This is a genomic window from Pseudomonas sp. CFBP 8771 (genome assembly GCF_014841695.1).
GTDB lineage: Bacteria > Pseudomonadota > Gammaproteobacteria > Pseudomonadales > Pseudomonadaceae > Aquipseudomonas > Aquipseudomonas baltica.
This window is the reverse complement of the sequence record NZ_JACYUJ010000001.1, coordinates 207581-219350: the sequence shown is the minus strand read 5'-3', so window position 1 is coordinate 219350 and position 11770 is coordinate 207581. Positions and strand designations below refer to the sequence as shown.

The following is an 11770-nucleotide window of genomic DNA, read 5'->3' as shown; positions in this document are numbered from 1 at the left end:
CTCAATGATCTTTTCGCGAAGGATAGCGATTCATGAACTTCGACTGGCACAGTGCTCCCATCACCCGTTACACCCCCCTGGACAGAGGCTATCGCAACACTCAGAACGTGCGGCGTTTCCTGACCGAGGCGTGCGGCCCGAACTTTCATTTCGACCGCCCCTTCATGGCCTGGCTCAAAAGTGGCGAAGCCAAGACCATGGGCCAGGTCGCGGACCACTGGAACCTGCTGCATCGCCGCTGACGCGCGAAGCGCTGGCCAGGGTGCAAAACGCTGCTTTAATGAGTGCAACCCTCACCGCTTGGTGTCTTCCGATAGGAGTGCCCGATGGATCGTCTCAGTGCCAAGGATTTTTCCCCCGAGTTGCTGGAACTGTACGACTTTTATGCCCATGGCAAGATCAACCGCCGCGAGTTCCTCGACCGCGCGGCGCTGTTCACCTTCGGAGGACTGACCGCAGGCGCGTTGCTGGCCAGTCTGAGCCCGAACTATGCATTGGCCCAGCAGGTGGAATTCACCGATCCGCAGATCGTGGCCGAATACATCACCTATCCCTCGCCCGACGGCCATGGCCAGGTGCGCGGCTATCTGGTGCGGCCTGCGCAGGCCACCGGCAAGGTGCCAGGCGTGGTGGTGGTGCATGAGAACCGCGGGCTCAACCCCTATATCGAAGACGTCGCACGGCGGGTCGCTAAGGCTGGCTACATGGCCCTGGCCCCGGACGGCTTGAGCTCGGTCGGCGGCTATCCGGGCAACGACGACAAGGGCCGGGCGCTGCAGGAGAAGGTCGACCCGACCAAACTGATGAATGATTTCTTCGCTGCGATCCCCTGGCTGATGGCGCACGAGGGTGCCACGGGCAAGGTCGGCATGACCGGCTTCTGCTATGGCGGCGGTGTGTCCAATGCGGCGGCGGTGGCCTATCCCGAGCTGGCGTGCGCGGTGCCGTTCTATGGCCGTCAAGCCGATGCCAAGGATGTAGCGAAGATCAAGGCGCCGCTGCTGCTGCATTTCGGCGAACTGGACACGCGCATCAACGAAGGTTGGCCCGCGTACGAGGCAGCGCTCAAGGCGGCAGGCAAAACCTACGAGGCGTACATCTATCCCGGCGCCAACCATGGTTTCCACAACGATTCGACCCCGCGCTATGACAAGGCCGCAGCCGACCTGGCCTGGGAACGCACGCTGGGCTGGTTCGAAAAATACCTGAGCTGACGTAGAATGCCGGCCCTTTGCAGCCGTGATCCTTGCCATGAACGCCGACGCCTTCGCCACCTTGCACCAACACCTGCTCCAAGCCCTCGCTCAGCCGCCGATTGAAACCCGTCGGTTGTTTCACGGCCGCGGTCGGCGCTGGCCGGGGCTGGAGCAACTGACCGTGGACTGGCTTCAGGGCATCGTGCTGGTATCGCTGTTCAAGGAGCCGCTTGCCGAACAGCTGGCAGACTTGCAACAGCTGCTTGCCCAACTTGCTGAGCAGCCAGTCTGGGCAGCCAGCGGTGCGCGCGGTCTGGCACTGCAGCACCGCTATCTGCCCGGCAGCGACGTGCACTGGCTGATCGGAGAAGCGCAAGAGCAGGTGATCCTGGTCGAGAACGGCCTGCAGTACCGCATCGACCTGGGGCGTAAACAGAACAACGGCTTGTTTCTCGACATGCGCCACGGTCGCGACTGGGTACGCGAAAACGCCCAGGGTCGACGTGTGCTCAACCTGTTCGCCTACACCTGCGGTTTCTCGGTGGCCGCCATCGCTGGCGGCGCAGCCCATGTGGTCAACCTCGACATGTCTCGCGCCGCCCTCACCCGGGGACGCGAGAACCACCACCTCAATGGCCACGAGCTGGGCAAGGTCAGCTTTCTGGGCCACGATCTGTTCAAGTCCTGGGGCCGGGTCGGCAAGGACGGCCCTTACGACATGGTGATCATCGACCCGCCGTCGTTCCAGAAAGGCAGCTTCCTGCTGACCAAGGATTACCAGCGGGTACTGCGCCGCCTGCCGGAACTGCTCAGCGAATCGGGCGTGGTGCTGGCGTGCATGAACGACCCGGCACTGGGCCCCGACTTTCTCGTCGACGAGCTGCGCCGCGAAGCACCGCAGCTGCGCCTGCAGCGGCGCCTGGACAACCCACCTGAGTTTGCCGACATAGATCCAGCCAGCGGCCTCAAGGCCATGGTGTTCGCGCGGGAGTGATTACCAAATAGAGCAGGGGAAGGGCCTAACATACCGTACGGCGACTGGCCATCTTAAAGATTGAACAATTTCACGTGCCCGGCGAACCAAGTAAAGGAGAGCCACCGGGAGGTGAGAGTCCCGGCGGCTCGGGTGACACATCGAATGAAACCCTTGAGAGGTATCCGCCATGTCAGCGCAGGAATATAACACCATCCGCCATACCCCTGTCAGTGCATTGGGCACAATCCCGGCCAGCCAGTTGATCGCCTTCGTCGAAGCCTGCCGCCCGCTGGTGCGCGACGCGATCCTGAACGCCAGGTTGACTCGATGAGCCCGCTGGTTGTGAGCAGCCCCGCCATGGCGGGGCTTTTTCATGGCCGCAGAACAGGTTTCATGGCTGCCGTTGCGTGATAAGCATGCGCACGCGCTCGCTCAGCGCCTCCAGGGCGAACGGCTTGGTCAGCACCTCGGTGCAGGGCTGCAGATGGCATTGGTCCAACGCCAGGTTCTGCGCGTAGCCGGTGATGTACAGCACCGGCAAGCCTGGCCGGGCCGAGCGCCCCAGCTCGGCCATCTGCCGGCCATTGAGCCCGCCAGGCAAGCCTACGTCCGTGACCAGCAGGTCGATGCGCGCAGCCGATTGCAGCAGGTCTCGGCCCTGGGCGCTGTCGCCGGCCTGCAGGACCACATAGCCCAGGCTTTCCAGCAGCTCGGCCACGGAACCGCGCACCGAGGCTTCGTCGTCCACCACCAGCACGGTTTCGCCGCTGCCACCGAGGTCGATGGGCGCCTGGCTGGGCACCACCGCTTCTGTCTCGATACCGGCACAATGCCTGGGCAGGTACAGGCTGACCGTCGTGCCAAGCCCCGGCCGTGACTGGATCTTCACCAGTCCGCCGGACTGCCTGGCAAACCCGTAGATCATCGACAGACCCAGGCCGGTGCCCTCGCCCACCGGTTTGGTGGTGAAGAACGGCTCGAACACCTTGGCCATGACCTCCTCGCTCATCCCCGAACCGTTATCGGTCACGTGAACCACCAGGTACTCGCCGGCCTGTACCTCGTGATTGAATGCATCGCTGTGAGGCAGCCACTGATTGGCGGTTTCGATAGTGATCCGCCCACCACCGGGCATGGCATCGCGAGCATTGATACACAGGTTGAGCAAGGCGTTTTCCAGCTGGGTCGGGTCGATCAGCGCCGTCCACAGACCCTGGGTATGGCGCACACTCAGTTCGATGGAGGGTCCGACCGAACGTCGCACCAGTTCTTCCAGGCCGTGGATCAGCGCGTTGACGTCGGTGGGCACCGGAGCCAGGGTCTGCCGACGGGAGAACGCCAGCAGGCGATGAGTCAGTGACGCGGCGCGCTTGACCGCCCCCTGCGCTACGTCCAGGTAGCGTTCGAGGTCAGCGGTACGGCCCTGTTTCAAGCGCATGTGCATCAATTCGAGGCTGCCGGACAGGCCCGCCAGCAGGTTGTTGAAGTCGTGGGCGATACCCCCGGTAAGCTGGCCCACGGCTTCCATCTTCTGCGCCTGGTGCAACGCTGCCTCGGCTTTTTCCCGCTCGGCAATGGCGATGCGCACGCGCTCTTCCAGGGTCTGATTGAGCTCGCGCACCGCAGCCTCGGCCTTCTTGCGCGCGGTGACGTCGATGGAGGAGCCGATCAGGCCAATGACTTCGCCGTCCTCGTCGAGCAGAGGCGTCTTCAGCGACAGCCAGGTCGCGGCGGTGCCGTCGGCCTGGCGTACCTCCTCTTCCACCTCCTGGGTGTGCCGACCTTCCATGATGCGCCGGTCGGTTTCCATGATCACCCGAGCCTGGACCTTGTCTTCCAGGAACTCCATATCGGTGCGGCCGATGTATTGCTCGGGCGGTTTGCCGATGAGTTCGGTGGTGCCGCGATTGGCAACCAGCATCCGCCCCTGGCGATCCTTGGCGTACACCACACCGGGCACCGCGGCGGTGAAGGTGCGCAGCAGGTGGGTCATGCGATCGCGCTCGGCCTCGGCGCTGCGGCGTTGCTGGATGTCCAGCAGCACGCCGGGAAAACGGTGCGGACGCCCCGCCTCGTCGAATTCGACGTGGCCGTTGGCTTCGATCCAGCGATAGCTGCCGTCGCTCTGCAGCACGCGATACTCGCAACGGTAGTGACCGCCGTTGCCGAGGGTCTCGAACACGGCTGCTTCGACCCGCGGGCGATCCTGCGGATGGACGCTGGCCATCGCTTGCTCCAGCGGCAGGCCCTGGGCACAGACCTTGCCGGACAGACCGAAGGTGCGGGCGAAGCGTTCGTCGGCACTGAAGTGGTCGGCCGCAACATCCCATACCCAGGTACCGACGATGGCCCCGGTATCCAGAGCCAGCTGCAGGCGCTCGGCGGCATCTTGGGCGGGTGTCTCCTCAGGTACGGAGGGGGCGCGAAAATGTTCGGGAGGCTGGGTCGGCATATCGGCTCACAGCGGAACGCAGGGTGCCCTGATGGTGACGTTGGCGTTTAGGTAATACAAGCCTGCGCAACGCGAAATCCGCGCGCAAGACCGACAAGCCGCGTCCGGCAACCCCGCAAAACACCAGACAGCCCCTGTAGCAGCGGCGCGAGCCGCGTCCGGCAGCCCCGCAAAACACCAGACAGCCCCTGTAGCAGCGGCGCAAGCCGCGTCCGGCAACCCCGCGCAACTTCAGACACGCCGCCTGAGCAGATAACTGTCCATGATCCAGCCATGCTGGCTGCGCGCCTGCTGCCGCGCATCGGCAATGGTCTGCGCCATGTCGTCCAGCCTTCCCGACAGCAGCACTTCATCGGCCGTACCGACGTAAGCCCCCCAATAGATATCCAGATCCTGGCCGACCAGCGCCTTGAAGCTGTCCTGTGCATCGAGCATCACCACCACCGTGTCGACGCCCTCGGGCATGCCCGCCGCCAGGCGTCGACCCGTAGTGATCTGCACGGCACCGGCAATGCTGTTGAGGGTGATCCGGTGCGCCGCGGTCAGCGCCTGAATGCTGGTCACACCGGGAAACACCTCATAGTGCACCGCTCGCGCGCCGTTGGCAGCGATCGCCTCGACAATGCGCAGCGTGCTGTCGTACAGCGAAGGATCGCCCCACACCAGAACGCCCGCGCACTCCCCGTCCGCCACTTCATCATCGAGCAGCCCCTCGAAGGCCGCCCGCTTGCGCGCGTTCAGGGTATTCACCGACGTCCGATAGTCCGGCCCGGCCGGACGCTCGGGCTGCCGCACCTCGACCACCCGATACGCCCCAGGCGTTGCATGACGCTCGAGGATCTCTTTGCGCAGGGCATTGAGCTTGCCCTTGTGATCGCCCTTGTCCATCAGGAAGAACACATCGACCCGCGCCAAGGCACGCGCCGCCTGCACCGTGATGTGCTCGGGATGACCGGCGCCGATGCCGATGATGAGGAGTGTTTTCAAAAGTGCTCCGCAGACAGTTCACCACAACGCGCCTATGGCAGTGCCGATAGGGGCCTCTCTTCACAGCTGGCCCATGCCAGACCTTACAGCGTCCGTTTCAAGGTGAATACAGGGTTGCGCGAATTGGCACAGTTCCAGCTGTCCACGCCCTTTCGGCCTTGACACGTATGGGCATCTGCTACGAATGCCTGTGATGATCGACGGGCGGGCGCATTGCACGCCCGCCCTCTCGGTCACTGGATCACAGCGACCATTTCAGCGAGAACATCAGGTTGCGCGGGTCGCCGTAGGTGCCACTGCCGGTTGCGGTAGGAATACCCTGCCAGTACTTCTCGTCCAGCACGTTGTTGAAGTTGACGCGGGCGTCCCAGTGTTCGTCGAAGCGATAGCCGGCCATCAAGCCCAGTACCGCGTAGGAATCCTGCTCCGCATGACCGGTTCCGACACGGCCGTAGGTTGCGCTCTGCGCCAGCACGTCGGCACCGATACGCAACCTGTCCAAGGCACCTTCGAATTGGTAAGTAGTTGCGGCCTTGAACAGATGCTTGGGCTGGTTGGGCGCGAACAGATTGCCTTTCTCGTAGGTACGGTCTTTCACGTACTGGCTGAGCACCAGGGTATAGGCGGCCGAGAACTGCCAGTTGGGCGTGAAGGCGCCACTGATTTCGGTATCCAGGCCACGGCTGCGTACCTCGCCCGCAGCCTCGTAGCAGGTGCGGTTGGTGGCCCGGCAGCTGGCCGGTTGATCGGGAATGGCGTAGGCGCGGTTCTGCTGGGTCATGTCGAACATGGCCACGGACGCATTCAGGCCGCCATCGAAGTACTCGCCCTTGATGCCGATCTCGTAGCTTTCGCCGGTCATCGGGTCCAGCACCGTGCCGCCGACATCCTGCTGCGTCTGCGGCTTGAAGATTTCGGTGTAGCTGGCATAGACCGAGTAGGTGTCGTTCAGGTCGTAGATGATGCCGGCATAGGGCGTGACTTCCTGGGTCACCTTGTAATCACCGATGCCCGAGCGGTTGTCGTAGTCATACCAACTGACCCGGCTGCCGACGATGATGTGCAGCGGGTCCAGCGGGTTGAAACGCGCGGCGGCGTAGACACCCTTCTCGGTCGCGGTGTTCTTGCTCTCGTAAAGGCGATAGTCGCTGCGAGTACGCGAAGGCTTGGCGATGACACCCGGATCGAAGTTGTAGATATCGATGGGCGTGGAGTCGTTCCAGTAGCCACCGGTCTGGTCGAACTTTTCCTGGCGACGGCTCGCGCCGAGGGTCAACTGATGCTCGCGCCCGAACAACTGGAACGGGCCAGCGAGCGAGGCATCCACGTTGGTCTGCACGTCGGTGGTGTCGTAGGCGCCTGTGGCCTGCCCGTACACACCATTGCGGGGCGCCGTCAGATAGCTGGAAAAGGTGTTGGACTCGGCCCATATCTTCGCGGCCGCAGCCTTGGCGGTCCAGCCGTTGTCGAAGCGGTGGGTGACGTCGGTGAACACGCTGACGTTGTCCCGGTCCCAGTAGGCCCAGTCATTGCTCAGGAAGGTGGAACGCGACAGATGCAGGTCTTCGCCATTCGGACCGGACGGCAGGCTGCCCCAGTCCGAGGTGGCGTCATCGCGCTGCTTGGAAGCCCCGAGGGTCAGGGTAGTCGCCTCGCTCAAGTCCGCTTCGAATACGCCGTAGAAGGTCTGGCGCTGCTTTTCACGCTCGTCGATGTAGCTGTTGTCGTCTTCGTAGGCGGCCACCACCCGGCCACGCAGGGTGCCGGATTCGTTGAGCCGGTTCGACGCATCCACTTGCGTGCGGTAGCGGTCCCAGGTACCGGCGCTGGTGGTGATGCTGACCTGAGGGGTAGCGGTAGGACGCTTGCGCACCAGGTTCAGGGTTGCCGACGGGCTGCCGGCACCGGTCATCAGGCCGGTGGCGCCGCGCACCACTTCAACCCTGTCGTACAAAGCCAGGTCGGCACCGGCGATGGTGTCCAGGGTGAACTGGCCGATGCTGGTCGGCAGGCCGTCGTACATGATGTTGTCGATGTTGAACCCGCGCGCCTGGAACGCCTGACGGTCGCCGCCAAACTTGCGCAAGGTGATGCCGGGCGCGTACTTGACCACATCGTTGAGGTCGTTCATGCCCTGGTCGTCCATGCGCTGGCGCGTGATGACGCTGACCGACTGCGGGGTTTCGCGGATCGACAGCGACAGCCCGGTCGAGGTGCTCATGCTGCCGGTGGTGTAGGAGCCGGAGTGTTCGGTGGTGGCCGTGCCGGCTATGGAACTGGTGGCGGCCGAGACGGCCGTCGCGCCCAGTTCCACCGCGCCGCCAGTGGACGCTGTAGCGGGCGCGGTGACGCTGACCACGTCGCCCTGCACCGTACCGACCAGGCCGCTGCCAGCCAGCAGGCGTTGCAGTGCCAATGCGGGTTCCATCCGGCCGGTTACCGAAGGTGCCGTCTTGCCGGCAATCGCCGCTGGTTCGAACACCACTTGCAGGCCGCTGGCCTGACCCAACTGGTTCAGCGCTTCGCCCAAAGGCTGCGCGGGCAGATTCAGCGCAATCGGAGCTGCCTGCGCCAGGCCGGCAATGGACAAAGAGATGCACAGCGCAACACTGCGCAACGGAAAATGATTCATGGCATGACCTCAGGAACCCACACAAGGCGGTCTGCCCCCCCCGGGCGAAGACTCGAATGCAGGCTGTAGGAAGCCACGCAAACTTGTGTGCGAAACCGCGTTGAATGCGGAAGCGGCGCAAGGCTATGCAAATGTCAAAAAAATGTAAATGATAATTCATGGCACTTGGCAAGCATTCGCGGCTGCCAACCAGAAGCATTGATCTTTGCCAGCGAGCGCGCAGGCTGAATAAGTGCGTATGAAGAGCGCAGAGCGTGCGGGCTGCACGATAGAGAGGGGTCGTTGCGGGGGGCGTCAGGATGGATGTCCCGGCAGTGATGAACGCCACCGCCGGGAAATTATTACTGGATATGTCTAGCTATTGGCGCAACCGGATCAGCCGCGCGCGGGAAGTTTCCAGTCGGGACGTACGAAATGGCAGGTGTAGCCGTTGGGAATACGCTCCAGGTAATCCTGATGCTCGGGCTCGGCTTCCCAGAAATCACCTGCCGGGGCAAGCTCGGTGACGACCTTGCCGGGCCACAGGTCGGAGGCATCGACGTCGGCGATCGTTTCCAGTGCGACGCGTTTCTGCTCCTCGGTGTTGTAGAAGATCGCCGAGCGGTAGCTCAGGCCTACATCGTTGCCCTGGCGGTTGGCCGTGGACGGGTCGTGAATCTGGAAGAAAAACTCGAGGATCTGACGATAGCCGATCACGCTGGGATCGAAGACGATCTCGATGGCTTCGGCGTGGGTGCCGTGGTTGCGGTAGGTCGCATTGGCGACATCGCCGCCGCTGTACCCGACCCGCGTCTCCAGGACGCCCGGATAACGACGGATCAGGTCCTGCATGCCCCAGAAGCAGCCACCCGCCAGCAGAGCGGTTTCGGTCTGGACTGTCATATCGATTACCTTCGCTGAATGAACGTGGCCCATTCTAATACAACCGCTGCGAAGGTGCCGTACAGGCCGTCAGAGGTTGGTGAAACGTGCCACCGCCTCCACCACTTTCTTCGCCCCGTCCTGGATCTCGACGATCACGTCACCGGCCTGACCGGCCAGTTGTACGCCCTGCTCAGCCTGCTGCCTGCTGTTGGCCATGTCGCGCACGGTGCCGTCGACCAGTGCCTGGTTCTGCTGCACCACGGCGGCGATCTCGTCGGTGGCGGTGCTGGTTCGGCCCGCCAGTTGCCGGACTTCGTCGGCCACCACGGCGAACCCGCGCCCCTGTTCACCGGCGCGGGCCGCTTCAATGGCGGCGTTCAGCGCCAGCAGGTTGGTCTGTTGGGCGATGCTGCTGATGGTCTGGATGATCGAGCTGATCAGCAGCGATTGCTTGCCCAGCGCTTCCACACCGCTGGACGCGGACTGCATGTCGTCGGCGATCTTGCGCATGGTCTGCACGGTATCGGTCACTACCACCGCGCCACGCTGGGCGCTGATGTCGGTGCTGCGCGAGATTTCATAGGCGGTCTGCGCCGCCTGATTGACCTCGGCCTCGCGCTCGACCTGCTCGGTGACCACGGTAGCGAACTTGACCACCTTGTAGAGCTTGCCTTCGGTGTCGTAGACCGGGTTGTAGGTCGCCTCGAGCCAGATGGTGCGGCCCATGCTGTCGAGGCGCTTGAAGCGCCCGGCGACGAACTCACCGCGATTCAGGTTTGCCCAGAATTCGGTGTAGCTCGGCGAACTGGTTTCTTCGCTGTGGCAGAACATGCGGTGATGCTTGCCCTGCACCTGCGCCAGGGTATAGCCCATGCCGCGCATGAACTGGTCGTTGGCCGACAGCACGGTGCCTTTCAAATCGAACTCGATGACCGCCGTGGAGCGCAGCAAGGCGTCGATGAACGAAGCGTTCTCCGCTGCTTTCTCCATGCTCTTGGTGACATCGGTGGCAAAGCACTTGATGTGCATCAGCACACCTGCCGCATTGCGGATGGGCTTCCAGTGCGCATTGACCCAGACCAGGCTGCCGTCCGCCCTGAGGTAGCGATAGTTGTCCGACACCGAAGTGCCCGCTGCCACCGCCGCACGAAAGTTGTTGTAGCACGGCAGTTTGGTCACGTAGGTAGGGACCAATTCGGTCATCAGCCTGCCAACCAGCTGGGCTTCGGTATAGCCCAAAGTGGTCGCAAACAAGTCGTTGCAGGCGATGATGCGCAGCGATGCATCGATGTCCAGGCTGAGCATCTCGTGGGTCATGCCGGCTACCAATTGACGCAATTCCACCAGTTCATCGGCTTGGGCGCTGAGTTGCTGCTTGAGTTTGTTGTTGAACATAAGGCACCGGCATCAGGGTCATGGTCGTGTTATCGGCGGCAATGGCCGAGGGTTTAGCCCTAGGCGACAGATGTCTGCCCTTTCGGAGGCGACCAACCCCGTGCCAGAGCGCGTCCTTGGGACAATCCACAGAAGCTGTGGATAAGTCAGTGGACAACCCCCCCCTGCCCCTCGCAAACCCATATGGAATGGGGCCTGAAGTCAAACTGTCGATTTTTTCACCAACTCGAAAAGACGTTTTTTTTCATTGACTTGCGTGAGTCATACCGAGTAGCCATGATCGGCGAGGCACGATCAGACCGGACAGACACGTTTTCTTGCACTTGCAGTGACCGGGCCTTCGTTTGCGTCTTCAAGGTAGCCATAAGGTATTTTTTCGGAATATCGCTTGCGCTTCTCATAGCCGATGCGATAGTCTTCGACCCGTTAGTACCAAGCTGAAAGTCAATTCAGGTCGACCACCCTGTTCACACGGGCTCGACCAACATGATGGTCTCCAGGTAACGCTCCCCGACTTGCGAACAAGTCCGGCATCAAGCGAATTACTCTGCCCCGACCAACCTACGATTGATCAGGATCTGCATCCAGGGCCCCGAACCTTAGCCCGGAATGTTGCCTGCCCTCCTAAGTACCTACCAGTCAGCCCAACAGCCAAAACGATAAAGCGCTGTTCACTGGCTGTCTTGTTCCAGACAGGTTCTTCGCCCGGCCCAAAGGCCCGCGCTACTGGAACGTTTTTATCGATCACGGCTCCAAGTCGTGACCATTGCAGGAACATACAACAACATGACTCATATCCAGACCCAGGATGCCATCCGCACCCTCACCCACGCCTTCGCTCCGATGAACTGCCTGATCATGGCCGCGCGCAAAGGCTGCTTCAGCTTCACCATCGTCAATGAGCACGGTATCGCCCGTCACAGCGAACGCTTGTACCCGGAACAGTACTCCAGTGCCGAACCGCTGCAGGCCGTGATCGACCGTACGCGTCAGGCCCTGGTTGCCTGATCGCGGCGGCGATGCACAACGATGTGCTGTATAGAAAAGCCCCGACCCGTCGGGGCTTTTTCATGCCTGCGATTCAAGGGACGCGCAGGCCTTGGCATGCCGTCGATGCATGCAACTGTAAACACACATTACAGTTCGCCAGTCCGGCCGCAGGACCACCGCGCGTCGCCCACTGACTCGCGATCGAAAATCTGACGTCATTTTTCTGCACGCCAATGACCCCGTCTTGCCCGAGCTAGACAGCTGCGTGGAATCCACAA

Annotated in this window: 9 protein-coding genes and 2 pseudogenes; 5 read left to right on the top strand and 6 right to left on the bottom strand. The window is 62.4% G+C overall.

The window, feature by feature from the left end:
* Window positions 1–32: 32 nt before the first annotated feature.
* The 4 genes from IFT80_RS00940 (at window position 33) to IFT80_RS00925 (ending at window position 2503) form a co-directional block, all read left to right on the top strand.
* Complete coding sequence (locus IFT80_RS00940; protein ID WP_122478872.1) at window positions 33–242, top strand: DUF6434 domain-containing protein; 210 nt, start codon at window positions 33–35, stop codon at window positions 240–242.
* Window positions 243–326: 84 nt separating this feature from the next.
* Window positions 327–1214 (top strand): YghX family hydrolase, encoded by an 888-nt coding sequence (gene yghX, locus IFT80_RS00935; RefSeq protein ID WP_192103669.1) that lies wholly within the window; start codon window positions 327–329, stop codon window positions 1212–1214.
* A 37-nt stretch (window positions 1215–1251) separates the two neighbouring features.
* Window positions 1252–2190: a class I SAM-dependent methyltransferase gene (locus IFT80_RS00930; protein ID WP_192057420.1), complete on the top strand. Its 939-nt coding sequence runs from the start codon at window positions 1252–1254 to the stop codon at window positions 2188–2190.
* Window positions 2191–2359: 169 nt separating this feature from the next.
* Window positions 2360–2503 carry a hypothetical protein gene (locus IFT80_RS00925; RefSeq protein ID WP_163007599.1) on the top strand — a complete coding sequence of 48 codons (144 nt, stop codon included), beginning with the start codon at window positions 2360–2362 and terminating at the stop codon, window positions 2501–2503.
* A 60-nt stretch (window positions 2504–2563) separates the two neighbouring features.
* On the opposite strand, the gene IFT80_RS00920 is transcribed toward IFT80_RS00925, so the two are convergent.
* The 6 genes and pseudogenes from IFT80_RS00920 to IFT80_RS21780 all read right to left on the bottom strand — a co-directional run.
* Window positions 2564–4624 carry a hybrid sensor histidine kinase/response regulator gene (locus tag IFT80_RS00920; RefSeq protein ID WP_192103671.1) on the bottom strand — a complete coding sequence of 687 codons (2061 nt, stop codon included), beginning with the start codon at window positions 4622–4624 and terminating at the stop codon, window positions 2564–2566.
* A gap of 231 nt (window positions 4625–4855) precedes the next feature.
* Entirely contained in the window at window positions 4856–5611 is a 756-nt protein-coding gene (gene cobF / locus IFT80_RS00915) for a precorrin-6A synthase (deacetylating) (protein WP_192103673.1), read from the bottom strand.
* A gap of 241 nt (window positions 5612–5852) precedes the next feature.
* A complete protein-coding gene (locus tag IFT80_RS00910; RefSeq protein ID WP_192103675.1) occupies window positions 5853–8243 on the bottom strand; it encodes a TonB-dependent siderophore receptor in 2391 nt (796 codons plus the stop codon).
* Window positions 8244–8618: 375 nt separating this feature from the next.
* Window positions 8619–9125: a peptide-methionine (S)-S-oxide reductase MsrA gene (msrA, locus tag IFT80_RS00905; RefSeq protein ID WP_192103677.1), complete on the bottom strand. Its 507-nt coding sequence runs from the start codon at window positions 9123–9125 to the stop codon at window positions 8619–8621.
* Window positions 9126–9194: 69 nt separating this feature from the next.
* Window positions 9195–9623 (bottom strand): annotated as a pseudogene (locus IFT80_RS21785) (methyl-accepting chemotaxis protein); the annotation flags it as partial.
* 102 nt (window positions 9624–9725) lie between these two features.
* Window positions 9726–10412: pseudogene (locus tag IFT80_RS21780) on the bottom strand (PAS domain-containing protein); the annotation flags it as partial.
* An 876-nt stretch (window positions 10413–11288) separates the two neighbouring features.
* Here IFT80_RS21780 and IFT80_RS00895 point away from each other — a divergent pair.
* Window positions 11289–11510, top strand: a complete 222-nt coding sequence (locus IFT80_RS00895; RefSeq protein WP_122478886.1) for a hypothetical protein — start codon at window positions 11289–11291, stop codon at window positions 11508–11510.
* The last annotated feature ends 260 nt before the right edge of the window (window positions 11511–11770 follow it).

Bases quoted from the DNA above. Each gene is read 5' to 3' on its own strand.
- IFT80_RS00940 (WP_122478872.1), top strand. From the start codon at position 33: ATGAACTTCGACTGGCACAGTGCTCCCATCACCCGTTACACCCCCCTG.
- yghX (WP_192103669.1), top strand. From the start codon at position 327: ATGGATCGTCTCAGTGCCAAGGATTTTTCCCCCGAGTTGCTGGAACTG.
- IFT80_RS00930 (WP_192057420.1), top strand. From the start codon at position 1,252: ATGAACGCCGACGCCTTCGCCACCTTGCACCAACACCTGCTCCAAGCC.
- IFT80_RS00925 (WP_163007599.1), top strand. From the start codon at position 2,360: ATGTCAGCGCAGGAATATAACACCATCCGCCATACCCCTGTCAGTGCA.
- IFT80_RS00920 (WP_192103671.1), bottom strand. From the start codon at position 4,624: ATGCCGACCCAGCCTCCCGAACATTTTCGCGCCCCCTCCGTACCTGAG.
- IFT80_RS00910 (WP_192103675.1), bottom strand. From the start codon at position 8,243: ATGAATCATTTTCCGTTGCGCAGTGTTGCGCTGTGCATCTCTTTGTCC.
- msrA (WP_192103677.1), bottom strand. From the start codon at position 9,125: ATGACAGTCCAGACCGAAACCGCTCTGCTGGCGGGTGGCTGCTTCTGG.
- IFT80_RS00895 (WP_122478886.1), top strand. From the start codon at position 11,289: ATGACTCATATCCAGACCCAGGATGCCATCCGCACCCTCACCCACGCC.